The sequence below is a fragment of the Nocardia sp. NPDC051570 genome (assembly GCF_044454005.1).
In the GTDB taxonomy this organism is placed as follows: domain Bacteria; phylum Actinomycetota; class Actinomycetes; order Mycobacteriales; family Mycobacteriaceae; genus Nocardia.
This window is the reverse complement of record NZ_JBITDI010000004.1, coordinates 530,102-554,665: the sequence shown is the minus strand read 5'-3', so window position 1 is coordinate 554,665 and position 24,564 is coordinate 530,102. Positions and strand designations below refer to the sequence as shown.

Here is a 24,564-nt window from a genome sequence, read left to right as displayed (position 1 = left end):
ACTCCTTGTGTGACTCAACTTCATTGCTGGGCATGACAGGCACTTACAGGTGTTGCAGGAACGAGAGCACGGCATCCTGGACGCTCGGCATCACGCCGAGGTTGAGCACCAGCGTCGCTCCGATCCCCAGACGCAGGATCCGGTGACGGTTCCACCATCCGATGGTCTTGTCCCGATCGCTGCGAAGGTGGCGAGCGATCTCCTCGGCGCCAGTGGCGTTTTCGGCGTAGTAGCCGTAGCTGATCGGCGCCGTGCTCGGATCGAGCAGTCCGGACCGGGGATCGATAACGCTCCCCTGACCGGCCGGGGTGCCGATCGTCACCATGACTGTCTCCTCTCCTCGGCGCCGTCGGCGCCGACCAGTGCGAGTTCGAGCACCCGGCGGGTGTTCGTGCCGTGGATCGAGCCGTCGGCCGCGGCGGTGCCGACGAACGGGACGGTGCCGTGTGCGGCCGGTCGGGCCGGTGCGACGGACCGTTTGGGCTGGGGCGCAAGCAGTTTCGTCAGCGACGCGATGACCTTGTCCAGATCGGCGTCGTCGGTGGGCAGATCGTCGAGGAACTGCGAGCCGTTCGGCGCCACGCCGCTGCTCTGCCCGGCGCGCGGGCCGAAGAAGTCGAGCACCGTCCGCGCCAGCGAGATCAGATACGACCGGAACTGCCGGCTCTGCCGCAGCGCCTCCTCGACGCCGATCGCGGCGGCGACCGCAGCGATCAGGCCCGCCAGTCCGGCACCGGTCGCCAGTCCGGCCAGGAACGCCAGCGGTCCGACCACCGCGGTGGTGCCCGCGATGCTCAGCGCGGCCAGGATGGGTCCGCCGATGAGGGCGGTGACCAGCGCGCCGAGCAGGAATGCCACCGGTGCCACGACCGCCGCGGAGGCCAGCGCCCCCAGGACGAATGCGACGGCCAGGGCGGCGAGCCCGGCCAGCGCGGCGGCGCCGAAGAGCAGGGCACTGAGCAGGACCGCGTCGAAGGCGATCTTCGCGGCAATCGCCAACGCGCCCAGCAGCAACGGGATGCCGATGACCGCGGTCAGGACCAGCCCGCCGAGCACCAGCGCGCCGAGGACCAGGCCCCCGAGGACGACGGCGTCGAAGGCGAGCTTGGCGGCAATGGCCAACGCGCCCAGCAGGATCGGGATGCCGATGAGCGCGGCCAGGCCCAGGCCGCCGAGCACCAGCGGCGCGAGGACGGCCGCGGCGAGGGCGAGCACGCCGAGCACGGGCAGGGCGAACACCGCGGCGACGAGACCCAGCAGGGTCAGCACCCCGGCACCCGTGAGCAGGATGCCGAGGCCCAGCGCACCCAGGCCCACGCCGAGGACCGCCAGCTTGAACAGCAGCACGGCACCGACGATGACAGCGCCGATCGCGAACAGCGGCCAGGTCAGCGGGCACAGCAGCAGGAAGAGGCCGATGACCAGCACCGGCACCGCGAGCGCGGCCACGATCCAGGTCAGCGGGCACAGCAGGAAGACGGCCAGCACCACCGCGCCGAACCCGATCAGCGGCAGGCCCACGGCGATCAGTGCCAGGGCTCCGAGTACCAGCAGCGGCAGGGCGACCAGCGCCAGCGCACCCAGGACCAGACCACCGATGACCAGTGCGCCGAGGAACAGTGCACCGAGGACGATCGCGCCGAGGACAATCGCGCCGAGGATGATCGCGCCGAGGATGAGACCGCCGATGATCAGCAGCGGCAGCGCCAGCGCGGCGAGCACCAGCCCGCCGATGATCAACGCGCCCAGCACGATCGGGGCGAGCAGCACCGCGCCGACGGCCAGGGCGCCCAGGCCTACCACGGCCTCGATGGCCTTCACGACCAGCAGCGCGCCGAGCGCCACCGCGCCGACGGCCACCAGCGGCCAGGCCAGCGGGCACAGGGCCAGCACGGCCAGCACCAGCGGACCCCCGAGCAGCAGGGCCCAGCACAGCGGGCACAGTGCCAGGGCCACCAGCGCCAGCCCGGCGAGCAGCAGCGGCAGGCCCAGCACACCCAGCACCACACCGCCGATCAGCAGCGCCGGCAGGGCCAGCGCCGCCAGCACGATGCCACCGATCACCAAGGCGCCGAGGATGAACGGCGCGGCGATGAGCGCGCCGATGATCAGGACCGGCAGCGCGAGCGCGGCCAGGATCAGGCCGCCGAGCACGAGTGGCACCAGCAGTACCAGCAGTGGCAGGCCGAATATGCCGAGGGCGCCGATCGCGAGCGCACCCGCGAACAGCAGTGGTACGACTCCGATGCCGACGAACCCGAAGGCGAATCCGCCGACCAGCAGGAAGACGTTGCGGGTGCCGATGAGTCGGCCGTCGCCGAGCAGTGCGCGAATGCCGTGCAGCAGCCGGGTCGGATCGTCGAGCAGGCCCAGCACCGGGGTGACGAAGCCCAGCAGCGGCGCGAGTCCGGCGAGTGCGGGCGCGGTGAAGCCGAGCATCGCCGCGGCGACCGGGGCCAGCTCCGGGGCGCGGTGATCGACGAGTGTGCGCAATTGGCCGGTGAATTCGTGCAGCGGATCGGCCGGCGCGGCGACGCCGTGGACCAGATCGCGCAGTGCCGCGGCCGGATTGGCGCCGTTCTTCGGGAAGCCGAAGGCCACGCGGGCCTGTTCGATCAGATCATCGATGGCCAAGCCCTGATCGCGGCGTCGCGATCCGGCCTGTTCGGTTGCCGCGCCGACGAATTCGAGCAGATCGTCCACGGGTCCGCGCAGCGGTCCGCTCGGGAAGGTGTGGTCGGCCCAGTCGGCCAGGCGGCCCAGACTCATCGGGGAATTGCCGATCTGCGCGGCCACGGCGGCCAGATCGCCGACCGGATTCGCGCGCTGTGCGGCGTCACCTCCGGCGATCGGCGCGGCGGCCTGCTGGATCGGCAGTCCGCCGCCCTGCCAGCCGTCGGGCGCCGGGCGCAGCGAATCCGCCAGGGACTCCAGGGTATTGCGGACCGGGCTGTCCTGATCGGGAACCGCGGCGTCGATCGCGCCCTGGGCTATGCCCTGGACGTCGATACCGGGAGGGGACACCGAATCGAGGGCGGCGCCGACCCGGGGCAGGGCGTCGCCGAGCGGATCCGAGGGGATCGGGATGGGCAGATCGGCACCCGCCCGGGCACCGGACATCATGACCGTGCTCAGCGAGGCGAATGCCGCCGCGGCGTAGAGGCCGCGCCGATTGCGCTTGATTTCCTTGCGGTGCGTAGCGGTGCGGTTATCGGTGAAACGCGGGGTAGAGAAAAGGTGCTGCCGAGTCGACATGAGAGAACCTTTCAATTCGTAACCACGAAACACACAGGTTTTCGGCGGGCCGAAGATCAGGCCGGACCGGTTTCGTCGACGGCGCATACGGCCTGGGAGCTACCGCCCTCAGGGCCGATCGGCGCTCCGATGCGACTGTGCGGCACACCACCGAGATCTCGGCAGCGGATGAAGGCGTGGGTGCCGGCACCGGCGCCTGGTTCGCAACTCACGGTGACCTGGTTGGGTATCGAGTAATCGGCGGTACACCCGGCCGGTATGGGCTCCGCGGACGCCACAGGGGCGAGGAGGCCGGTACCAGCTGCGGCGACTGCTACGGCTCCAGCAATCATCGAGCTAATTTCCTGACGGGTCATGAGGTCGATAGTCGGGGCCTATTGGTCGAACCGTCAATCTGACTTAGATCACACTCTTTATCGAGCCAGGTGAATCCGCTTAAACATTTGTGTTTCACATTTCCGAGCTTGTTTCGGCGAAATGCCTGGCTACCATGCGGATAGCCCGGTTACCGGCGCGAATTCTCGAGGATCGCCGCAGCTACCCCTCAGGGCAGCGTGATGACAGCAAATCGTTAGCGTCGGCCAAACGGTCGTACGACCAACATCGAATGTGGGGTGAGCGTCATGAAGGTGAACGCGATGAAGTCCCGCCGTAGCGGCAGATACGTTGCGCACGCGGCGCATTCCGGCCGCGGGCTGAGCATCGGTGCGGCCCTCACGGTCGCCGCCCTGGTGGCGCTGGTAGCCGCGGTCGGCGTCTTCATCGCCGACACCAAACGCGATCGCGACCACGCCGAACAGGCGCAGGCGGCCGCGGTGGCGCCACCCTCGGTCTATACCGATCGCGGCACGCTGCGATTCGGGGATCCGGCAGCGAAGTCGGTGCTCACGGTGACCACCGACTTCGCCTGCGCCTCGTGCCGCACCTTCGCCGATACCAGCGATCCCGCCCTCGCCGACTACATCAAGGGCACGGCGGTCGCGGTCGAATACGATCCGGTCGCGATCGTCGACGCCAAGGACGACTACTCCGCCCGTGCCGCCAACGCCGCCGCCTGCGTCGCGGCCTCGGCCAAGGCCTCCTGGCCCGCCTGGTACCGCCTGATGTTCGACAGCCAGCCCGCCAAGGACGCCACTCTGACCGATGACCAGCTGACCGATCTGGCCACCCGGTCCGGCGCGGGCGCCCCCGAGGTCGGCGCCTGCATCCACACGCACCGCTACCACGATTTCGTCACCGCCCACACCAAGAACGTCATCGCCGCCGGGCTGACCCACGCCCCCACGGTCCGCCTCGGTGACCGCACGATCGAGAACCTCACCCCCGACGGCCTGCGCGCGGCGGTCGATCAGGCCGCGGCCACGGCGAAGTAGTTCCGCACCGGACATACGAAAAGGGAGCCCGGCACGAATGCCGGGCTCCCTTTCTGCATCTCAGAGGTGTTGCAGGGCTGTCAGCAGTGCGTCCTGGACGGCCGGGAGGAAACCGAGATTGGCCGCCAGGCCGAGGCCCACCATCGTGCGCAGGCGTCGGTGCTGATTCCACCATCCGATGCGGCGGTGCCGGGGAACCTCGTGGCACCGGACCATCGTCTGTGCGTCGGTGGCGTTCTCGGCGTAGTAGCCGTAGCTGATGGACGCGGTGCGCAGGTCCAGCAGGCCCCCGCGGGGGTCGAAAACCGTTGGACTGGAACCATTTCCGGTAGTGAGACCACTCACAGCGACACCTCCACCAGTTGCCGGGTATCAGTACGGGTCGAGCCGTCGGCCGCGTCGAGGCCGACCAGCGGCACATCGGCGTGGGCCACCGGGGCCGCGGACTTCTGCTGCGGCGCAAGGCGTTCCACCAGGGCGGCGATGAACTGATCCAGCGGGGCGTCGTCCGGGATCAGGTTGTCGAGCAACTGCGATCCGTTGGGCGCGGCGCCACCGGCTCCCGCCGGGCCGCCGAACTGGGCCCGCAGCGCGGAGATCACATACGACCGGAACGCCGGGCTCAGCAGGAACGCCGCGATGAGCCCACACACCACGAGCGCGGCGACGATGATCGCCAGTGCGGGCACACCGAGCAGCGTGGTGATGGCCAGCGCCAGCGCTGCCGCCGGTACACCCACCGCGATCGCGCCGAGCGCGAACGCGAGCGGCAGACCGACTACGGCCGTGACGACCGCGGCCAGTCCGAGGGCGATCGCAGCGCCCACGGCCAGTGTGGCAATCGCGGCGAGTCCCAGCACGATCGCGCCGCCGACCACCGCCGTGACGACCGCGGTCAGTCCGAGGGCGATCGTGCCGCCCACGCCCAGTGCGGCGAGCGCGGCGAGTCCCAGCACGATCGGGATGCCGATAACGACCGCGGCAAGCGCGCCGAGGGCGAAGGCGATCGGCAGGCCGACGACCACGGACGCGACGGCGGCCAGTGCGAGGGCGATCGCGCCGCCCACCACCGCCACACCGATCGCGCCGAGGCCCAAGGCGATCGCACCGCCGACGACCACGGCTGCCACCGCGGCCAGGGCGACGGCGATCGCGATACCGGCGACCACCGCACCGATCGCGCCGAGCGCCAAGGCGATCGGGATGCCGATGACCGCGGCGGCCAGGGCGCCGAGGGCCAGGGCGATCGGCCCGCCGATCACTGTGGCGGCGAGTGCACCCAGCGCCAACAGGATCGGCGCGCCGATCACCACTGCCGCGCCCAGGCCGAGCACCGCGAGGGGGACGCCGACCAAGGCCGCACCCAACGCGATCAGACCCGCAATGGCCAAGGGCACGCCTATCAACAGCACCGGGACCGCCAGGACGGCCAGCAGTGCCGCACCCGCCGCGAGAGCCGCCAGACCGGCCGCGCCGACGGGGAGCCCGACGACCAGCAGCGCGGCCAGGGCCGCCAGGGCGATCAGGCCGATCAGCGCCAGCGGAACTCCGAAGCCGAACACCGGGATCGCCAGCGCGACCAGCAGCGCCGCGCCCGCGCCGAGTGCCGTGAGAACGGCTGCGGCGACGGGCAATCCGATCACCACGGCCGCCGCGAGCGCGACCAGGGTGAGCAGGCCGATCAGGGCCAGCGGCACGCCGATGGCGAGGATCGGCAGCGCGAGCAGACCGAGCAGGGCCGCACCACCGAGGACGATCGCGCCCACGGTGACCGCACCCACGACGGCGCCCACGGCCAGACCGGCCAGCGCCGCCAGACCGAGCAGCGGCACCAGCACCGCGAGCACGGCGGCACCGCCGACCAGCGCGCCGACGCCGAATACCGCCAGCGCCGCGGCGATCGCCGCGCCCGCGAGAATCCAACCGGCCGCGAAATCGAACGGCAGGCTGACCAGCCACAGGGTGACGACCAGCGCCTTGAACCCGAGGAACAGCCCGACACCCAGGATCAGTCCCAGGATCGGAATGCCGATCAGACCCAGCACCTGCACCGCGACGGCGACGAAGGCGCCCAGCAGTCCGGCGACCGCGAACGGCGCGAACAGCGCCAGGATCGCCAGCGCGATGATCGGCGACAGCGCCGTGGACAGCACCGGCGCGAACGGTCCCACGATCAGGAACGGGATCGTCAGCACGGCCGCGATGGCCAATGCGGCGATGCCGACCGGAAGCATGGCCACGATCGCGATGATGCCCATCGCCACGGTCAGGATCCAACCGGCCGCGGTCACGGTGCCGAGCACGCCGAATCCGGCGAGCAGGACCAGCAGCAGCGCGGCGGCGCCGACCACGAATGCCGCCGCGCCGACCGGGATTCCGATCAGGGCGAACGGCGGGAACAGCAGCGATCCGAATACGAAGGTCGCCACGATCGCCCCGAGCGCGATGAATCCGCCCGCGGCCAGCAGCGGCATCAGCACCGCCACGAATCCGGCCAGCAGGGTGCTCACCAGGGCCATGCCCGCCAGGCCGCCCAGCACGATGAACAGCTGACCCGCCAGCAGTAGCGGCAGCGCGATCAGCGCCAGCGGCGGATTGATCACGATCAGCGCCAGCAGTGTCAGCGTCAGCATCGCGAAGCTGACCACGGTGATGCCGAGCCCGCCGACGAAGGCGGCCGCGACCACCGCGCTCGCCACCACGAACGCACCCGCGATCAACACCACGAACGGTGCGAAGGTGAATACGAAATCCGCTGCGGCGATGGCCATGATGGCCGCCGAGGAGATGGCCAGGAACGCGGCCACCAGCGGCAGCAGCAGCGGAATGGCGTACGGCATGGTGATCATCGCGATCACGCTCACCGCCGCCGCGGCCAGCGCCCACATGCCTGCCTCGACGATGAACGCGCTGGTGCACACCGCGACCAGCGTCGCGAAGATACCCAGTCCGCCGAACAGGAACAGCAGGCCCAGCGCGGCCGGAATGCCGACCAGCACCAGGAAGAACACCGGCGCCAGCAGCGGTCCGATGATCGGCAGCGCGAACACCAGCAGCAGTGTCGCCGCGATGCCGGCCACCACGCCCACGACCGAGGCGATCACACCCGCCGCGGTGACGATCAGCGTCGCCGCGGCCGCGAGGAACCAGCCCGCGACGATCGCGGCCAGCCGGATCGCCTCGGCGACCAGCGCCAGCACCAGCAGTACACCGACCGCGACCGGTGCGACGATCGCCAGCGCGAGCCCGCCGACGAGGAACATCGCCGCGATCACGACGGCGGAGGCAACGGCCATGACGCCGAACAGGATCAGGCCCGCGAGCGCGACCACCGCCAGCACCGGCAGGAAGATCAGGCCCCACGGGGTGAGCAGCGAGGCGAGGCCGAGCACCACGGTCAGCACGGCCGCGATCGCGATCGCGATACCGAGCACACCGAAGGTGGCCACGGCGGTGAGAAGCGTTCCCACGACCAGGATTCCGAGCGCGCCGACGGTGAACGCCAGCGTCGCGGTGATCAGGCCCAGCGGCGGGAACAGGATGGTCAGCAGCAGCCCGAGCACGAGCGTGACCACCAGCGTGGCCAGCGTCATGGCGACGCCGATGGCCAAAGTGACCGCCGCGGCGGCGATTCCGCCCACGACCACCGCGGCCAGCGCGATGATCCCACCGGCCAGGATGACCGGTGCGAACACCTGGAAGGCCACGAAGGCGATGGGCACCACGACGATCAGCACCGGAATCGCGATGATCGCCAGCACGATCAGCACCGGAATGGCAAGTGCGGCCAACACCAGGCCACCGATCACCAGAGCTCCGATGATCAGCGGCGCGGCGATGACCGCACCGATGACGACGAGCGCGGCTATTCCGATCGCGCCGATGGCGAGCGCACCGGCGAACAGCAGCGGCACGATCGCGATGCCCGCGATGACGGGCAGGGCGAGCAGCGCCAGCGAGGCGTGCCGGGTGCCGATGATGCTGTTCTCGCCGAGGATGCCCCGGATGCCGTGCAACAGCGGTGTCAATGCCGAGGCCGGATCCTTCAGCAGCCCCAGAACCGGTGTGACATAACCCAATAGCGGGGCGATCTCGGACATCGCGGGTGCGGCGAAGCCGAGGACGGCCGCCGCGAGCGGGGCGAGTTCGGGTGCGGCGGTGAGCTTTTGGATGCTCTCGGCCAGCCCCTGCATCGGATCGCCGGGTCCGGCGATCGAGCTCAGCAGATCGCGCAGCGGCTTGGTGACATCGTCGCCGCCCTGTGCGGAGCCGAAGATATCGCGGACATGGCCGATCAGATCATCGAACGGTGAGGCCGTCTGCCGGCGTCCGCCGGCCATTTCGGTGGCCTGGGCGACGAAGGCGAGCAGATCCTCGACGGGCTGGCGCAGCGGCCCGCTCGGGAAGGTCTGATCCGCCCAGCTGGCCAGCTGGCCCAGATCGAGGTTGGCGCCCACGACCTGCGCGGCGACCGCGGCCAGCTCCTCGACCGGACTCGCGGCCTCGGCACGGGCGCCGGGCATCGAGCCGACGGCCGGCTGGACGGGCAGGCCCGGTGTCGCCGATTCGGCGCGCAGCGGCGCCGGGGCCGACGGATTGCCGGAGTTCATGGTCCGCGACAGTGCCTGCAGGGTGGTCTGTACCGTATCGCGCACGGGCGCAGGCGAATTCGGGGACAGCGCGGCCGTGACGGCGGTCTGCGCGAGGCTGGTGACGTCGACACCGACACCCAGGCCGTCATCGCTCGGGGTGAAAACCGGCACCGCATCGGTATCCGCCTGGGCGGTGGTCGTCTGAACCGGTGTCCCGGCGCCGACCGCGGAGGTGCGTCCGGGGAAGCCGCCGAGGCCGGGCAGTAGCGGCTCGTTCGGCTCGACAGGTTGCGTGGGCGAGACGGGGCGCAGCGGTACCTGTGCGGACACCTGCGGACCCGCCATCATCGCGGTGCTCAGCCCGGCGAAGGCGGCCGCGGCGTACAGGCCGCGGCGGTTGCGTTTGATCTCCTTGCGATGCCGACCCTTACCGGAAAGGTCAGTTGTTTCAGAAAGAACTCTTTTCTTGGAACGATTGCTTGCTGCAGTCATTGAAAAGCCTTTCTTGTGGATTTGTTTCCTCAGGCCATGCCGGTTTCTCCGGTGGCACAGATGGCTCGGGAGATGCCACCATCAGGTCCGATCGGAACTCCAATTCGGACATGTTGCAGGCCGCCGAGATCGCGACAGCGAATGAATGCGTGCACACCTGTACCGGCACCCGGATCGCAGCTCAGGGTGACCTGGTTGGGGACCGAATAGTCGGCATTGCAGCCGCTCGGTGGAGGTTCGGCACGGGCCGTGGCAGCCAGGATGGCTGGACCGGCCACGGCAACTGAGAAAACAGCAGCAACCGCTGAGCATCGAAAGGTTTGCGACATGCCCCGATCGTCGGTGTCCGTTGACGGCCGGTCAATTAGACGTAGATCACATGACCCAATTAAGCCTATTAACCTGCACAAATATCAACGTTTCACATTTAACTACTTGTATTTCCGCCCCCCGTGTGCACGCCGCCACGACGCCGGAATCCCACCTTCGATACCTATTTTGGCAAACATCCAGACACTATTTGTATTACTGGACAGTCGACCTATTCCAGCTACGCCAGTAATGCCGGGGGAAAGGAGCGTGGCAGGAACCGCGCTCCGGTCACGATAGGACTCAGCCCCGATGTACCAACGGCCCCAACGCCTTTCCGGCCGATTCGAGTGCGCCCGGTTCATGTCCGTTGCCGACCATATTGACGATCACGCCATCGATGCCGTGGTCGAGGACCCGGCGCTGGATCTGCTCGGCCACATCGTCGGGATCGCCGACGAAATGCCGATCGAGCTGCGGCTCCACTTCGGTGCGCTCGATCAGATCGCGCTGCAGCCCGCGGGCCCGGTCGCCGTCGGCGTCGATGAAGCCGAAGACCAGGAAGCTGGTCTCCAGGGTCTTCGGATCGCGGCCGATCTCGGCGCAGCGCTGATGCAGCGCGTCGAGCTTGCGCGGGATATCGGAGGCGTTGCAGATGATGTTGAGGTGATCGGCGAACCGGGCGGCCAATGCGAAGGTCTTCCGCTCCCCGCCGCCGCCGAGCATGATCGGCAGATCGTCGCGCACGCGCGGCTCGTTGAGCGCCTCCCGGGTGCGGTACCACTCGCCCTCGAAACTCGGATGCTCGCCGCGCAGCATCGGCTGGATAATCTGCAGCGCCTCCTCGAGCCGCTCGAAACGCTGGGTGAAGGTGCCGAATTCGTAACCGTAGGCATCGTGTTCGAGTTCGAACCAGCCCGCGCCGATGCCGAGTACCGCGCGGCCGCCGCTGATCACGTCGAGCGTGGTGACGGTCTTGGCCAGCATGGCGGGATTGCGATAGGTATTACCGGTCACCAAGGTGGACAACTGAATTCGCTCGGTGGCCGTCGCCAGCGCGCCGAGCGCGGTGTACGCCTCGAGCATCGGTTCGGTGGCCGCGCCGATGCCCGGCAGCTGATAGAAGTGGTCCATCACGAACGCGGCGTCGAATCCGGCCGCCTCGGCGGCCCGCGCCTGCGCGATCACCGATCCGAACAACGCGCGCGGCGATGCGGCGTGACTGAAGTTCGGCATCTGATAGCCCAGGCGAATGCCGCGACGCTGGGAGAACTGTCCGGTTCCGGCCGCTGTCGAGGTTGGGGTGCTCATGGGGTCAACGCTAGGATCTGGAGTGCACTCCAGGTCAAACCTTGAACCGGTTGGTACCCAACGCGTCTAGGTGCGCTCGGCCAGATACTGGATGTACAGCGGGCGCAGCACATCGGCGATCTTGCCGTCGCCGGCGTGGATGTAGTCGTCCAGCAGCGGCAGCACGTACTTGATATCGACCTCGCTCTCGCCGAGGTCGCCGGCGGCGGCCTCGGCCGCGGGGATCGTCTCCAGCAGTTGCCACAGGAATCGGATATCGCCGTGCCGGACCGCGTGCTTGACGGCGCGGTCGTGCAGCTCCTTCGACGACAGCTGTTCGAGTTGATCGACATCGGCCATGGTGTGGACTCTATCCCGTCTCAGCAAACGCCGGGCGCGGCGACCGTCCGGTACGGCGCGGTGCGCGAGATCTGCGTCACATCACGGAATTCCGCCTCCTACCCGGCCGAACAGGGCGTTAACGGGATCTTCACCGACACGCCTGCTATCTCGGAGGCCGGAATCACGAAACGGCAGTAACGTCGTGAGTGCGGGCCGCGCTGGTGTGGCTCGTACGGGAGGTCCTGATCGTGACTGAGAAACTCAGTGCGAGGGGGCCGGCACCCGGCCTCTGGGTCGTTTGATCCCAGGGCGGACCGGCCCAGCGAGAACGTCCGTGCGGGTGTAGCACGGGCAACAAAGGAGCCCACCGTGACTGATGCACGCTCCGTCATCGCTCCCTCGAAAGTCCGCTCCACTAAGAGCGGAGGCTCCGGAAAGGGAGCCAGCGCCTCGCAGACTGGTTCTGCAACTTCCCTCAAGACATTCGTGATCGATACCTCCGTGCTGTTGTCGGACCCGTGGGCCGTCACACGCTTCGGAGAAAACCATGTGGTGCTGCCCCTGGTCGTGATCAGCGAACTCGAAGCCAAACGACATCATCACGAGCTCGGCTGGTTCGCGCGGGAGGCCTTGCGCATGCTGGACGACCTGCGGGTCGCCCACGGGCGGCTCGACGAGCGGATCCCGATCGGCACGGTCGGCGGCACGCTGCAGGTCGAGCTCAACCACACCGATCCGAATGTGCTTCCGGTCGGATTCCGCACCGACACCAACGATTCCCGGATCCTGGCCTGCGCCCTCAATCTGGCGGCGGAGGGCAACGAGGTGGTGCTGGTATCCAAGGACATTCCGCTGCGAGTCAAAGCCAGTGCGGTGGGCCTACACGCCGACGAGTACCACGCGCAGGACGTCATCACCTCCGGCTGGACCGGCATGATGGAGATCGACGTCAGCGCCGAATGCGTCGACCGGCTCTACTCCGAATCGATCATCGATCTCGATGAGGCCCGGGACCTGCCGTGCCACACCGGAATTCGGCTGCTCGGCGCGAACGGCGGCGCCCTGGCCCGGATCACACCGGATAAACGGGTGCAGCTGGTACGCGGGGACCGGGAGGCGTTCGGGCTGCACGGTCGCTCGGCCGAACAGCGGATCGCACTGGATCTGCTGCTCGACGAGAGCATCGGCATCGTCTCGCTGGGCGGTAAGGCCGGTACGGGCAAGTCCGCGCTGGCGCTGATGGCGGGCCTGGAAGCGGTGCTGGAGCGGCGATCCCATCGCAAGGTCGTGGTGTTCCGGCCGCTGTACGCGGTCGGCGGGCAGGAACTGGGCTACCTGCCGGGCACCGAGGCCGAGAAGATGGGGCCCTGGGCGCAGGCGGTGTTCGACACCCTCGAGGGACTGGCCAGCACGGAGGTGCTGGAGGAGGTGCTCGGCCGCGGCATGCTCGAGGTGTTGCCGCTGACCCACATTCGCGGTCGGTCGCTGCACGATTCGTTCGTGATCGTCGACGAGGCGCAGTCACTGGAGCGCAATGTGCTGCTCACGGTGCTGAGCCGATTGGGCAGCGGATCGCGGGTGGTGCTCACCCACGATGTCGCCCAGCGCGACAACCTGCGCGTCGGTCGGCACGACGGCGTGGCCGCGGTGATCGAAAAGCTCAAGGGGCATCCGCTTTTCGCTCACATCACCCTGACCCGCAGCGAGCGCTCCCCGATCGCCGCGCTGGTCACCGAGATGCTGGAGGAGTACGGGCCGAATTCCTGAGTCCAGCAATCCCATGGTGTGTGTTGTGTCTCACAGGTGACGGGTATATTCTGCCGTGTTACCTGTTCGGCGCGATTTCGGATGAATCTCTGTGATTCGCCGAAACTTAGCCGGACAGCGGCCTGAACGGCCGGTGGTCCCGCCCGGGCGTGGCCACCGGCTCGTCACCTTCGAGAGGATGGACATGCACCACTTCGCTCGACGTTCGGCTGTTTTCACCATGAGCCTCGCTGCTGGCACCTTGTTGTGCACCGGCTGCAGCAAGGATGACAACAAGGACTCCTCGGCCGCGATGAGCAGTGCGGGTTCGGTGACGGGGAGCGCCGCCGCCGAGACCAAGATCTCGACGCAGAACGGCGATATCACCGTCTCGGGTCGAATCCTGGCCAAGTACACCGAAATGGGCGGCCCCGAGGGTGCGCTCAACCAGCCCACCGGCTCCTCGGTGAGCGGCCCCGACGGTGGCTCCTGTCAGGAGTTCGTGGGCGGAGCGATCTGCTACAGCGAGAAGACCGGCCCGCATGTGGTGTGGGGCGAGATTCGCAAGGCCTGGGAGGCCGACGGGGGAGTCAACGGCAAGCTCGGTTACCCCACCACCGACGAGAAGGACATCACCGGCGGTAAGCAGAGCGATTTCACCGCCGGCAGCATCAGCTGGGTCGACAATCGGACCTCGGTCAGCACCAAGTGATTCACGGCCGGCCCGGCCGCGCGAGCGTATTCGGGCCGGCCCGCACATTCTCGCGCCATTGTCGGTAGGTTGACTGCGTGCAAAGTGTGTTGACCGACCGTGAGCTGCTGGAAAAGCTCGCGGACGAGGTGGAACTGAATCTGGGGCGGCATATCGCCGCGGCCGCCGGCTGGCAGCCGCACGACTACGTGCCCTGGGATGACGGTCGCAACTTCGCCTTCCTCGGCGGAACCGACTGGGAACCAGGGCAATCCGAGCTCGGTGAGGTCGCCAAGCTGGCGCTCACGGTGAGCGTGCTGATCGCCGATAACCTGCCCTCGTATCATCGCGAGCTCGGCAAGTATCTGCGCATCGGCCCGTGGTGGCGATGGGTCGGCCGCTGGACGGCCGAGGAGAACCGGCACGAGATCATGATCCGCAACTACCTCATGGTTACCCGCTCGGTCGATCCGGTGGAGCTGGAGCGGACGCGCATGGCGCATATGACGACCGGATTCCGCCGTCCCGCAATGCATCTGCTGGACGTGCTCGCCGCATGCGCCTTCGAGGAGTCCGCCGCCGCGATCCGGCACCGCAACACCGCGGCCCTGGCCGAGAACCCGTTGGTCACCACGATCGCCGAACGCCTGGCCGCCGACGACGAACTGCAGTCGGTGTTCTTCGCCAATCTCGTTGCGGCCGCGCTGGATCTGGCGCCGGATCAGGCCGCGCGCGCCATCGCCGATCGCATCGCCGATTTCCGCGTCCCCGAGGTCACCTTGGCCGACGGCCGCAACAGCACCGACGTACTCGCCGAGGCGGGCATCTACGATCCGCGACGCGAGGGCGAACTGGTCTTCGCGCCGCTGCTGGAGCGCTGGAACATCTTCTCCCGCACCGATTTCGGCGAGGCCGGGGAATCGGCCCGGGCCGAGCTGGCGCGGCTTCGGCGCTGAACCCGGCGACTACCTGCGTGGCCGGCGGAGGCTGCGGACGATGCCGACGCCCAGGCCACGCAGGAAGTTCTCCCAGCTGAAGTGGTCGTGCCACAGGGTGATGCGGCCGTCGACGAGTTCGAGGGTGCCGCATACCCAGAAGCCGAATTCGATCGGGCCGAAGCGCAGATAGTCGGTGCGCTCGGTGAGGACCGTCTGCCCCTCGGCGGCGGGGTGGCCCTCGGATTCCGCGGCGATGTGATGCATATCGACGCGGAATCCGAACGATTCGCGATCCAGCCCGCGCAGGAACGATCCCACCCGTCCCACGCCGCGCACATCGGGCAGCGAGGTGTTCTTCCAGACGATGCCCGGATCGAGCAGCTCGATCGCCTCGTCCGCCGTGCCGCTTTCGAGCGCGGTGAAGAACTCTCGCACCGTGCTGATAGCGCTCTGCTGTAGTTCCGGAGTCTCGGCCATCTGCTGACTGTAGGCCCGGGCGGCGCCCGTGGGACAGTGTTTCCCGCGCGATCAGCGCCGGGCGGTCAGTGCGGCCAGGCCGTCGAGGATGCGGTCGATGCCGAAGTCCAGGGCGTTGTTCCGGGCCTGCGGCGGGCCGGATTCGGCGAAGGCCGCGATCACCTGCGGGAAATCGGCGGCCCGGGTGGCCAGCGAATCGGAGAACTGCCGCGCCATCTCGGCCTCCAGATTCCCGGTGTCGGTATTCGCGGACTGCTGGGCGATAGTGCGTGCGTGACCGGCCAGCAGCGCCACGGCGTCGAGGCGTTCGGCGCCGTCGAGTGCGGTATCGGCGAGCGCGGTCAGGGCCGATTCGGTCCAGGCCATCTCATTGGGGCCGAATGGGCGGATGCCGAGCGTGACCTCGAGCACCCACGGATGTCCGAGCATGCCCTCGTGGAGCCGCAGCGTCCACAGGCGTAGTCGCGCCCGCCATGGCTCCTCGGACGAATCTCCTTGGCGGGCAGACAATTCCGGCGGAGCGCCGATCGCGGCGTCGATCATCAGCGCGATCAGTTCCGCCTTGCCCGGCACATAGCGATACAGCGCCATCTTCGCGCAGCCCAGCCGCTCGGCCAGCCGCTGCATCGACAGATTCGCCAGACCCTCCGCGTCGGCGAGTTCGATGGCGGCGGCCACGATGCGCTCCAGTGAGAGCGAGGGCTTCGGGCCGCGCCGGGGGCGCTGCGGGCTGCCCCACAGCAGTTCGAGGGCGGTTGGTGCCGACATGAGTCCATCCTGGCGAAGAAGCCCTTGACGTTCAAACTGCGTCCATCATACGCTGATAAGCGTCCGATAGACGCAGTTAAACATCGCGGAGCATCCCATGCGCAACCAGACCGTTCTCATCTCCGGCGCGAGCATCGCCGGACCCGCCCTCGCCTACTGGCTCGATCGCTACGGTTTCACCGTGACCGTCGTCGAGCGCGCTCCCGTGCTCCGGCCGGGCGGGCAGGCCGTGGATTTCAAGAGCGAGACACATCTGACCGTGCTGGAGCGGATGGGGGTGCTCGACGAGATCCGCCGTCGCGAGACGGGGCGGACCGATGTGATCTACGTCGACGACCGCGGCCGCGAGAAGGCAAGGATGACAGGCGAATTCCTCGGTGGCGTTGTCGAGATCCTGCGCGGCGATCTCGCCGAGGTGCTCGCCGAGCCGACCATGGGCACCTGCGAATACCTCATCGGCGATTCGGTCACCGCGCTGGTCGAGAGCCCCTCGGGGGTGTACGTCGAATTCGAGAACGCCCCCGCGCGGACCTTCGATCTCGTGGTCGGATGCGACGGCATCCATTCTCGCGTGCGGGGATTGGCCTTCGGTCCGGAGCGGGACTACGTTACGTATCTGGGTTACTACTACTGCGCCGCCGGTGCGCCGGGCTGGGGGCATGATCCGGCGCATAAGGAGCGCAATACCGCGCAGGCGTGGCACGCTCCGGGCCGAACGGCCACGGCGGGCGGCTCGAAGGCGGCCCATTTGTACGTCTTCGCCTCGCCCGAGCTGGACTACGACCGCCGCGATATCGAGGCGCAGCGGCGCATCGTCATGCAGCGGTTCGCCGGAATGGGCGGCGGTGTTCCGGATATGCTCGCCGAACTCGCGCAGCTGCCGGACTTCTATCTCGACTCGCTCAGTCAGGTGCGATTGCGGGGCGACTACACCCGCGGGCGGATCGCCCTGGTCGGCGATTCCGCCTACGGCAATACCCTCGGTGGATTCGGCAGCGGGCTCGCGGTCGTGGGCGCGTATGTGCTGGCCGGTGAGCTCGCCGTCGCCGACGGCGAGCATACCGTCGCCTATGCGCGCTACACCGAGATCATGCGCCGCTACGCCAAGATCGCGGGCAACCCCAATGGCGGGCGATTCCTGAGTCCGAAGACGGCAGTGGGGATTCGGCTGCGCAATTGGTTCCTCGGTTCACCCGCATTCGGATTGATGATGAAGTACGGCGACAATGCCGCCAACGATATCGACCTGCGGGATTACGAAGTCGCCGCAGGCGTGTGACAGCCGCACCGGCCTTACTTCTCGTCAACCTTCGCCATGGAAAGCACGTCGAGCCGGCGATCCAGCTCCTCTTCGGTCAACGTGTCGCCGATCAGGCCGCGATCGATGACGGTCTGCCGGATGGTCTTCTTATCCTTCAGCGCCTGCTTGGCCACTACCGCCGCCTCCTCGTAGCCGATTGCCGAATTCAGCGGGGTCACGATGGAGGGGGAGGATTCGGCCAGCTGCCGCAGATGGTCCACATTCGCGACCAGTCCGGCGACGCACTTATCGGCGAACAGCCGGGAAACGTTGGCCAGCAGTCGAATCGACTCCAGCACATTGCGTGCCATCACGGGAATGTAGACATTCAATTCGAACGCGCCGTTGCCGCCGCCCCACGCGATAGCCGCGTCATTGCCGATCACCTGCGCGGCGACCTGCGTGACCGCCTCCGGCAGCACCGGATTCACCTTGCCGGGCATGATCGAGGAGCCCGGCTGCAGATCCGGCAGCTGGATTTCGCCCAGGCCGGTCAGCGGGCCCGAACCCATCCAGCGGATATCGTTGGCGATCTTGGTCAGCGAGATGGCGACCGTGCGCAGCGCGCCGGACACCTCCACCAGCCCGTCCCGGGCGGCCTGAGCCTCGAAATGATCACGGGCCTCGGACAATTCGTCCAGGCCGGTCGAGGAGCGCAGTTGCGCGACCACTTTCGCGCCGAAGCCGTCGGGCGCGTTGAGTCCGGTGCCGACCGCGGTGCCGCCGATGGCCAACTCGCCCAGTCGCGGCAGCGTAGCGAGCAGTCGCTCGATGCCCGCGGATACCTGACGGGTGTAGCCGCCGAACTCCTGGCCGAGGGTGACCGGCACGGCGTCCATCAGATGGGTGCGGCCGGACTTCACGACCGTGCGCCATTCGGTCGCCTTGTCCAGCAGGCGAAGTCGCAGATGGTCCAGCGCGGGGATCAGATCGCGCACCACGGCCTCGGTGGCGGCCACATGGGTGGCGGTGGGGAAGGTGTCGTTGGACGACTGGGACATGTTCACATCGTCGTTCGGGTGCACGGTCACCCCGCGGGCCGCGGCCAGGCCCGCGATCACCTCGTTGGCGTTCATATTCGAACTGGTGCCGGAGCCGGTCTGGAATACATCGATCGGGAACTGGTCGTCGTGCTTGCCGTCGGCGATCTCCCCGGCCGCCGCGATGATGGCCTCGGCCTTGTCCTTGTCCAGCAGGCCCAGATCGCGGTTCACGGCGGCGCAGGCGGCCTTGAGCAGGCCGAGCGCGCGAATCTGCGCGCGCTCGAGGCCCCGGCCGCTGATCGGGAAGTTCTCCACCGCCCGCTGTGTCTGCGCCCGCCACAGCGCGTTCACCGGAACGCGAACCTCGCCCATCGTGTCGTGCTCTACGCGATACTGCTGCTCCTCGGTCATGATTTCGACCCTATGCCCGGCCGCGCCCGAAATGGGTTGCCACCCCTGAGGCCTTTCGCACAAGGTTCGCAGGAATACCTCCAGCACAACGGCATGCGTCACCACCAAGATTTGCGGCCGCCCCGTCGTTCGGGGCCCGCTGCTTGCTCCTTCGTCGCATCGCAGCGGGCCCCGAACGACGGGGTCACGAGGCCGCAAATCCGCCGGAGCGAAGCGGAGGCCGATATCACGGCAGTGGGGGAACCGCGTGCTCGTCGCCTACGAAGTCGACCGAGGAGTACTCCCGCAGCTTGGTCAGCCGGTGGTACGAGTCGATCATGCGGACCGTGCCGGACTTGGAGCGCATGACGATCGACTGGGTGTAGGCGCCGCCGCCGTAGTAGCGCACGCCCTTGAGCAGTTCGCCGTCGGTGATGCCGGTGGCGCTGAAGAAGATGTTGTCGCCGGAGACCAGATCCTCGGTGGACAGGACGCGGTCCAGATCGTGTCCGGCGTCGATGGCCTTCTGGCGCTCCTCGTCGTCCTTCGGGGCCAGCTTGCCCTGCAGTGCGCCACCGAGGCAGCGCATGGCGGCCGCGGCGATGATGCCCTCGGGGGTGCCGCCGACGCCGATCAGCACATCGGTGCCGGACTCGGGGCGGGCACAGGCGATCGCGCCGGCCACGTCACCGTCGGAGATCAGCCGGATCCGGGCGCCGGCGTCGCGGACCTCCTGGATCTGGCGGCCGTGGCGGGGACGGTCCAGGATGCAGACGGTCAGATCGGAGACCGAGGAGTTCTTGACCTTGGCGACCCGGCGCAGATTCTCCGCGATCGGCGCGGACAGGTCGATCACATCGGCGGCCTCCGGGCCGACCGCGATCTTCTCCATGTAGAACACCGCCGACGGATCGAACATCGCGCCGCGCTCGGCGACCGCGAGCACCGCGATCGCGCCCGGCGAACCCTTCGACATCAGCGTGGTGCCATCGATCGGATCCACGGCGAAGTCGACCTCGGGTCCGGTGCCGTCGCCGACGAGTTCGCCGTTGTAGAGCATCGGCGCCTCATCCTTCTCACCCTCGCCGATCACGACGACGCCGCGCATCGATACCGATGCGACGAGCTGGCGCATGGCGTCGACGGCCGCGCCGTCCCCGCCCTCCTTATCGCCCCGGCCGACCCAGCGCCCGGCAGCCATCGCCCCCGCCTCGGTCACTCGGACCAGCTCCATCGCGAGGTTGCGATCGGGAGCCTCGCGGCGGCTGGACGCGGGCGTGGATGCCGTCATTACGGTGCCTCCTAGGTCGTCTACTGCTGGGTGAATTGTCGCAGAATGGTTCGGATCCCTAATCAGGTACCTGCGTTCCATTTCCGTATCGAGGGGTGTGGCTGGTCACAGCGGGGTAGGCCCCGCCGGAAGCGGGGCCGCTCGCATGGATACTTGGGGACGTGTCGTCTTCCAAGCCGCGGATCCTCAACGACTATCGGGATCTGGTCTGGTCCCTGATTCCGCTGGTGTTGATCTGCGTGGTGCTCGCGGCGGTCGCCAGCCAGTGCAGTTTCTCGACCCACGGCCCCACGCCGGGGCAGATCCCCACCTTCGATCTGCATTCCGCGCTGCGCGACGACGCCCGCACGCTGCCGTTCCCGATCCGCGAGCCCGCCCTGCCGGAGGGGTGGCGGCCGAATTCGGGCAGCCGCGACACGATCACCGGCACCGGCGGGGGTGCGGTCAGCACGGTCGGCTTCATCAGCCCGCAGGGCACCTATCTGCAGCTGACCCAGACCAATGCGACCGTCGAGGCGCTGGCCGGTCATATCGAGAAGATCCGTACCCCCAGCGGCACCCAGAAGATCGGCGACACCGTCTGGACGGTCTTCCACGTCCAGGGCAGCGAACCGGCCTGGATCACCGATCTGGGTCAGGTCCGGCTGCTGGTCAAGGGCGCGGGCAACCAGGCCGAGTACACGACCCTGGCCACCGCGGCCGCTACCGCTCAACCGATCCAGCCCTGAGTAATCCCTTGTTCGGCTAGGGTGGGCAGGTGGATCGCTCGGAGTTCGGTTGGCTCGAGGGAGCATTGGGGCAGCCGGTCACCGATGCGACGCCCGCCGACTGGGGGTTTCGGAACCGCACCGAGATGGTGACGCTCGGCGACGGTACGCGGGTGGTGGTGCAGCGGTTTCGCCGCCGCGCGGATGTCGAACGCCGCATGCGGGTGCTGGACGCGCTGCGAGATCCGGCCGCCGCCAAGGAGATTCCGATTCCGTCGATCCGGACGGCCGATGCCGATGCCGACCCGCCCTGGATCGTCTTCGAGGAACTGCCCGGCACCCCGGCCGCGGAAGAGGTCACACCGACCAGTTCCCAACTCCCGGCCCTGGCGCACAGCATGGGCGCGCTGCTGGCCGCATTCTCCGGATTACATTGTCCGGACCTGGAACTCGACGATTCCTGGGCGCGCCCGCGCTATCTGGCCGCCCGCGCCGACGCCTGGGCCGAATGCCTCGCACCGGCCCTGACCCCGGATCAGATCACCACGGTCGAGGACGTCCTCGACGATCTGCCCGACCTGTTCGACGGCCGCCCGGCGGTTCTCGCACACGGTGATTTCGCCCCGATGAACATCCTCGCCGAGGGCGCGAAGATCACGGGCCTGGTCGATTTCGAATCCGTCCGCCTGGCCGATCCGCTGTTCGACGTGGCCTGGTGGGCCTGGTCGGTGAGCTTCGCCGGACCCGAGGTGATGGCGCAGGCCTGGCCCGCGTTCCTGCAGGGCCTGGGCATGACGACCGTGGATTCCGCACTCGCCCAGCGCATTCGCTATCTGCAACTGGTCCGCATGCTGGAAATGCTCGCCGACCACGACCTCGCCCCGGACGTCTGGCGCACCGTGCACGACCGCCTCGCGCGCACATTGACCGCGCTCAGCGGTGGCTCACGACATTGACGATCACGCCGTCGGGATCGCGCACGAAGAACCGCCGCACACCCCACGGCTCATCGCGCAGTGCGTAGACGATGTCCGCCCCCGCCTCGAGCATGGTCGCATGTGCCGCGTCCACATCGGCCACCTCGACGCTGATATCCGCCTGCGGGCCCTCGGCATTCGCGGCCACCAGGGTCACCTGGGCCGTCGGATTCGAGGGCGAGGCGAGCGTGACCACCCAGCCGAGATCCATCACTTCCTCGAAACCCAACCGGCGGTAGAACGTCCGGCTCCGCTCCAGATCCGCGGCCCGCAGATCGGGCACCACGCGCCGGATCATCACTCGTCCGCGGCGTCGCGGCGCGAGAGCGCGTTCTCGACCCGCGTGCGCGCACCCGCCAGATGCTCCTCGCAGCGGGTGGCCAGTGCCTCGCCGCGCTCCCACAGCGCCAGCGAATCGTCGAGGTCCATACCGCCCTGCTCCAGCATCTTCACGACATTGACCAGCTCGTCGCGGGCGCGCTCGTAACCGAAGGTCGCGATCTCGGCGAGGTCATCGTCGGTCATCGGGGGACTCCTTCTGCGGGGCTCGGTCGGTGGTCAGGGACTGGCTGCCGAGCGCGGCGGCGGTGACCGCGCCGTCGGCGACCCGGATCCGCAGCTGACTGCCGGGCGGCGCGTCGGCCACGGCGCGGATCACCTGGCGTTCTCGACCCGAAACCCGTTGCACGACGGCATATCCGCGCGCCAGCGTGGCGGCCGGGCCTACGGCGGTGAGCTTCTCGCGCAGATGCCGGGTGGCGGTCGACTGGGTCGTGAGGACGGCGTCCACGGCGCGGCGGGCCGCCGTGCGCAGCCGCTCGGCCTCCTCGTAGCGCTGATCCAGCAGTCGCAGCGGCTCCGCCAGCACGGGCCGCGAACGCAGCTGGGTGAGCGCGCGCGTCTCGCGATCCACCCAGCCGCGCAGCGCGGCGGCCGAGCGGTCCCGCAGCTCGTGCACCAGGGCCAGCTCCGCCGCCGCGTCGGGGACGATGCGCTTGGCCGCATCCGTCGGCGTCGCCGCGCGCAGATCGGCGACGTGGTCGGCGATCGGATTGTCCGGTTCATGGCCGATCGCGCTCACGATCGGGGTGGTCGCGGCCACGATCGCGCGGCACAGCGTCTCATCGGAGAACGGCAGCAAATCCTCCACGCTGCCGCCGCCGCGGGCCAGCACGATCACCTCGACCTCGGGATCGCGGTCGAGTTCGGCCAGCGCCTCGAGGATCTGCGGCACCGCGGTCGGACCCTGTACGGCGGTGTTGCGGACCTCGAAGCGCACCGCGGGCCAGCGCCCGCGCGCCACGGTCAGCACATCGCGTTCGGCCGCGCTCGCCCGGCCGGTGATCAGGCCGATCGTCTTGGGCAGGAACGGAATCGGGCGTTTGAGCCGGGGATCGAACAGGCCCTCGGCGGCCAGCAGCGCCTTCAACCGCTCGATGCGGGCCAGCAGCTCGCCGATGCCGACGGGCCGAATCTCGGTGATCCGCAGGGAGATCGTGCCGCGCCCGGTGAAATACGAGAACTTGCCGTACACCACCACCCGGCTGCCCTCCTGCAGCGGCGTCGCCGCCGCGCGCAGCAGAGCGGAGTCGCATGTCACCGACAGCGACATATCGGCGGCCGGATCGCGCAGCACCAGAAACGCCGTGCGCGCGCCAGGGCGCAGATTGATCTGGGTGATCTGACCCTCGACCCAGACGCTGCCCAGCCGATCGATCCACTGCGCCACCTTGACGGAGATGCTGCGGACCGGCCACGGGTTCTCCGGCGAATTCGCCGGTCGACCAGGTGGCGCCGGGGTACTGGGATCGGTCACTTGGCCTGCACTGTGGCGATCCGATTCGTCAGCATGGTCACGAACGGGGCCCGGTCGCGGGTCTCGAGCTCATAGTCGAGCAGGGCGGCGAGATCGTCGAGCGTGAGCACGCGCAGGCGCGCGCGCAGCTGGGCGAGGGTCATCGTGGCGTAGTCGTAACGGACGGCGATCTCGGGTTCGACGACGCGCTCGGACTTGCCGTTGGTGGAAGGCCGTGCGGGAGCGGCGGTTTCCGGGACGCTCTCGACCGGTGGCGGAGTGCTTTCGGCCGGGGCCGGTTCGGGCTCGGCGTACAGATCGAAACTGCTCATCCGAGTCGATGCCGGGGCGGCGTCGGTCGTATGCCCGATGGGCTCATCCTCGTCGAATGTCGCCCATTCCGGCTGTTCGACGGGACGGCTGGCGAGGCGATCGAATACGGCATCGCCCTTCAGTGCCAGGCTGGTCACGAACTGCTGCGTATGCATGGTCGTCTGCAGCAGTCGGCTGATGGCGGTGATCGGGAAATTCATTGCCGCCGTGGGTAGCCGGCGGGTTTCCTCAATCGCGTAAACGGCGGCCCCGGCAGCAACCCGGGCGATGTACGGGGGTCGAAACATGCCAATAGACTGCCCGAAACGCGGTGTGATGCAAAGAGGAAGGAAGAGCTTCCCCGTCGCGGTGCGCTTCAGCCCGTACAAGTCGAGTGCCCCTCGGGTTGGTCACAGGTCCCGTGTTCGCGAAAACGGTTGTTTCGTCGGTCGAGGATATATCGGCCCCCGGCGTGTCGGTGCGGGCCCCGTCACGCTCGGGGTGGCCGGGGCCTCGGGTGCACGTAAGCTGGGGGC

The 24,564-nt window shown here is 68.4% G+C and carries 21 protein-coding genes; 7 read left to right on the top strand and 14 right to left on the bottom strand.

What is annotated here, in order from left to right; all coding sequences use genetic code 11:
• Positions 1-43: 43 nt before the first annotated feature.
• Both ACIA76_RS12730 and ACIA76_RS12725 read right to left on the bottom strand, forming a co-directional pair.
• Positions 44-325, bottom strand: a complete 282-nt coding sequence (locus ACIA76_RS12730; protein ID WP_397151676.1) for a hypothetical protein — start codon at positions 323-325, stop codon at positions 44-46.
• Positions 319-3,255 carry a hypothetical protein gene (locus tag ACIA76_RS12725; RefSeq protein ID WP_397151674.1) on the bottom strand — a complete coding sequence of 979 codons (2,937 nt, stop codon included), beginning with the start codon at positions 3,253-3,255 and terminating at the stop codon, positions 319-321. Before ACIA76_RS12725 ends, ACIA76_RS12730 begins: the two co-directional genes overlap by 7 nt.
• A gap of 638 nt (positions 3,256-3,893) precedes the next feature.
• Here ACIA76_RS12725 and ACIA76_RS12720 point away from each other — a divergent pair.
• Complete coding sequence (locus ACIA76_RS12720) at positions 3,894-4,628, top strand: DsbA family protein (protein ID WP_397151672.1); 735 nt, start codon at positions 3,894-3,896, stop codon at positions 4,626-4,628.
• Between the two features lie 60 nt (positions 4,629-4,688).
• Here the strand turns inward: ACIA76_RS12720 and ACIA76_RS12715 are convergent, their stop codons facing one another.
• The 4 genes from ACIA76_RS12715 to ACIA76_RS12700 form a co-directional block, all read right to left on the bottom strand.
• On the bottom strand, positions 4,689-4,973 hold the full coding sequence (locus ACIA76_RS12715) for a hypothetical protein (RefSeq protein ID WP_397151670.1): 285 nt from the start codon (positions 4,971-4,973) through the stop codon (positions 4,689-4,691).
• A complete protein-coding gene (locus ACIA76_RS12710; RefSeq protein WP_397151668.1) occupies positions 4,970-9,712 on the bottom strand; it encodes a hypothetical protein in 4,743 nt (1,580 codons plus the stop codon). The genes ACIA76_RS12715 and ACIA76_RS12710 overlap by 4 nt, the downstream gene beginning before the upstream one ends.
• Before the next feature lie 612 nt (positions 9,713-10,324).
• Positions 10,325-11,332, bottom strand: a complete 1,008-nt coding sequence (locus ACIA76_RS12705; protein WP_397151666.1) for an LLM class F420-dependent oxidoreductase — start codon at positions 11,330-11,332, stop codon at positions 10,325-10,327.
• Between the two features lie 66 nt (positions 11,333-11,398).
• Complete coding sequence (locus tag ACIA76_RS12700) at positions 11,399-11,671, bottom strand: hypothetical protein (protein WP_397151664.1); 273 nt, start codon at positions 11,669-11,671, stop codon at positions 11,399-11,401.
• 351 nt (positions 11,672-12,022) lie between these two features.
• Here ACIA76_RS12700 and ACIA76_RS12695 point away from each other — a divergent pair, with 351 nt between their 5' ends.
• The 3 genes from ACIA76_RS12695 to ACIA76_RS12685 all read left to right on the top strand — a co-directional run bounded on the left by ACIA76_RS12695 (position 12,023) and on the right by ACIA76_RS12685 (position 15,046).
• Positions 12,023-13,420 (top strand): PhoH family protein, encoded by a 1,398-nt coding sequence (locus ACIA76_RS12695; protein ID WP_397151662.1) that lies wholly within the window; start codon positions 12,023-12,025, stop codon positions 13,418-13,420.
• Between the two features lie 220 nt (positions 13,421-13,640).
• Positions 13,641-14,111 carry an LGFP repeat-containing protein gene (locus ACIA76_RS12690; RefSeq protein ID WP_397151660.1) on the top strand — a complete coding sequence of 157 codons (471 nt, stop codon included), beginning with the start codon at positions 13,641-13,643 and terminating at the stop codon, positions 14,109-14,111.
• Positions 14,112-14,188: 77 nt separating this feature from the next.
• Positions 14,189-15,046 (top strand): acyl-ACP desaturase, encoded by an 858-nt coding sequence (locus ACIA76_RS12685; RefSeq protein WP_397151658.1) that lies wholly within the window; start codon positions 14,189-14,191, stop codon positions 15,044-15,046.
• A 9-nt stretch (positions 15,047-15,055) separates the two neighbouring features.
• Here ACIA76_RS12685 and ACIA76_RS12680 read toward each other — a convergent pair whose 3' ends face one another.
• Together ACIA76_RS12680 and ACIA76_RS12675 are read right to left on the bottom strand one after the other, a co-directional pair.
• Positions 15,056-15,505 (bottom strand): limonene-1,2-epoxide hydrolase family protein, encoded by a 450-nt coding sequence (locus ACIA76_RS12680; protein ID WP_397151656.1) that lies wholly within the window; start codon positions 15,503-15,505, stop codon positions 15,056-15,058.
• 51 nt (positions 15,506-15,556) lie between these two features.
• Entirely contained in the window at positions 15,557-16,273 is a 717-nt protein-coding gene (locus ACIA76_RS12675) for a TetR/AcrR family transcriptional regulator (RefSeq protein ID WP_397151653.1), read from the bottom strand.
• Positions 16,274-16,370: 97 nt separating this feature from the next.
• Here ACIA76_RS12675 and ACIA76_RS12670 point away from each other — a divergent pair, with 97 nt between their 5' ends.
• A complete protein-coding gene (locus ACIA76_RS12670) occupies positions 16,371-17,552 on the top strand; it encodes an FAD-dependent monooxygenase (RefSeq protein ID WP_397151650.1) in 1,182 nt (393 codons plus the stop codon).
• Positions 17,553-17,566: 14 nt separating this feature from the next.
• On the opposite strand, the gene ACIA76_RS12665 is transcribed toward ACIA76_RS12670, so the two are convergent.
• The gene (locus ACIA76_RS12665; RefSeq protein ID WP_397151648.1) at positions 17,567-18,967 is read right to left on the bottom strand and encodes a class II fumarate hydratase; all 1,401 of its coding nucleotides are present in this window, start codon (positions 18,965-18,967) and stop codon (positions 17,567-17,569) included.
• Positions 18,968-19,193: 226 nt separating this feature from the next.
• The gene (glpX, locus tag ACIA76_RS12660) at positions 19,194-20,237 is read right to left on the bottom strand and encodes a class II fructose-bisphosphatase (RefSeq protein ID WP_397151645.1); all 1,044 of its coding nucleotides are present in this window, start codon (positions 20,235-20,237) and stop codon (positions 19,194-19,196) included.
• A gap of 161 nt (positions 20,238-20,398) precedes the next feature.
• Between glpX and ACIA76_RS12655 the strand changes: the two genes are divergently transcribed.
• On the top strand, positions 20,399-20,965 hold the full coding sequence (locus ACIA76_RS12655; protein WP_397151643.1) for a DUF4245 domain-containing protein: 567 nt from the start codon (positions 20,399-20,401) through the stop codon (positions 20,963-20,965).
• Positions 20,966-20,994: 29 nt separating this feature from the next.
• Positions 20,995-21,900: a phosphotransferase family protein gene (locus ACIA76_RS12650; RefSeq protein WP_397151641.1), complete on the top strand. Its 906-nt coding sequence runs from the start codon at positions 20,995-20,997 to the stop codon at positions 21,898-21,900.
• Here ACIA76_RS12650 and ACIA76_RS12645 read toward each other — a convergent pair.
• From ACIA76_RS12645 to ACIA76_RS12630, 4 genes are read right to left on the bottom strand one after another with little or no spacing between them, the layout of a single operon-like run.
• Positions 21,878-22,219: a VOC family protein gene (locus ACIA76_RS12645; protein WP_397151638.1), complete on the bottom strand. Its 342-nt coding sequence runs from the start codon at positions 22,217-22,219 to the stop codon at positions 21,878-21,880. The genes ACIA76_RS12650 and ACIA76_RS12645 overlap by 23 nt on opposite strands.
• Positions 22,219-22,446 carry an exodeoxyribonuclease VII small subunit gene (locus ACIA76_RS12640; RefSeq protein WP_397151636.1) on the bottom strand — a complete coding sequence of 76 codons (228 nt, stop codon included), beginning with the start codon at positions 22,444-22,446 and terminating at the stop codon, positions 22,219-22,221. Before ACIA76_RS12640 ends, ACIA76_RS12645 begins: the two co-directional genes overlap by 1 nt.
• A complete protein-coding gene (gene xseA, locus ACIA76_RS12635; RefSeq protein WP_397151635.1) occupies positions 22,433-23,737 on the bottom strand; it encodes an exodeoxyribonuclease VII large subunit in 1,305 nt (434 codons plus the stop codon). The genes ACIA76_RS12640 and xseA overlap by 14 nt, the downstream gene beginning before the upstream one ends.
• Positions 23,734-24,336 carry a lipid droplet-associated protein gene (locus ACIA76_RS12630; RefSeq protein ID WP_397151976.1) on the bottom strand — a complete coding sequence of 201 codons (603 nt, stop codon included), beginning with the start codon at positions 24,334-24,336 and terminating at the stop codon, positions 23,734-23,736. The genes xseA and ACIA76_RS12630 overlap by 4 nt, the downstream gene beginning before the upstream one ends.
• Between the last annotated feature and the right edge of the window lie 228 nt (positions 24,337-24,564).

Coding starts and splice junctions, on each gene's coding strand:
- ACIA76_RS12730 (WP_397151676.1), bottom strand. CDS start 325: ATGGTGACGATCGGCACCCCGGCCGGTCAGGGGAGCGTTATCGATCCC.
- ACIA76_RS12725 (WP_397151674.1), bottom strand. CDS start 3,255: ATGTCGACTCGGCAGCACCTTTTCTCTACCCCGCGTTTCACCGATAAC.
- ACIA76_RS12720 (WP_397151672.1), top strand. CDS start 3,894: ATGAAGTCCCGCCGTAGCGGCAGATACGTTGCGCACGCGGCGCATTCC.
- ACIA76_RS12710 (WP_397151668.1), bottom strand. CDS start 9,712: ATGACTGCAGCAAGCAATCGTTCCAAGAAAAGAGTTCTTTCTGAAACA.
- ACIA76_RS12705 (WP_397151666.1), bottom strand. CDS start 11,332: ATGAGCACCCCAACCTCGACAGCGGCCGGAACCGGACAGTTCTCCCAG.
- ACIA76_RS12700 (WP_397151664.1), bottom strand. CDS start 11,671: ATGGCCGATGTCGATCAACTCGAACAGCTGTCGTCGAAGGAGCTGCAC.
- ACIA76_RS12690 (WP_397151660.1), top strand. CDS start 13,641: ATGAGCCTCGCTGCTGGCACCTTGTTGTGCACCGGCTGCAGCAAGGAT.
- ACIA76_RS12680 (WP_397151656.1), bottom strand. CDS start 15,505: ATGGCCGAGACTCCGGAACTACAGCAGAGCGCTATCAGCACGGTGCGA.
- ACIA76_RS12675 (WP_397151653.1), bottom strand. CDS start 16,273: ATGTCGGCACCAACCGCCCTCGAACTGCTGTGGGGCAGCCCGCAGCGC.
- ACIA76_RS12670 (WP_397151650.1), top strand. CDS start 16,371: ATGCGCAACCAGACCGTTCTCATCTCCGGCGCGAGCATCGCCGGACCC.
- ACIA76_RS12665 (WP_397151648.1), bottom strand. CDS start 18,967: ATGACCGAGGAGCAGCAGTATCGCGTAGAGCACGACACGATGGGCGAG.
- glpX (WP_397151645.1), bottom strand. CDS start 20,237: ATGACGGCATCCACGCCCGCGTCCAGCCGCCGCGAGGCTCCCGATCGC.
- ACIA76_RS12645 (WP_397151638.1), bottom strand. CDS start 22,219: ATGATCCGGCGCGTGGTGCCCGATCTGCGGGCCGCGGATCTGGAGCGG.
- ACIA76_RS12640 (WP_397151636.1), bottom strand. CDS start 22,446: ATGACCGACGATGACCTCGCCGAGATCGCGACCTTCGGTTACGAGCGC.
- ACIA76_RS12630 (WP_397151976.1), bottom strand. CDS start 24,336: ATGTTTCGACCCCCGTACATCGCCCGGGTTGCTGCCGGGGCCGCCGTT.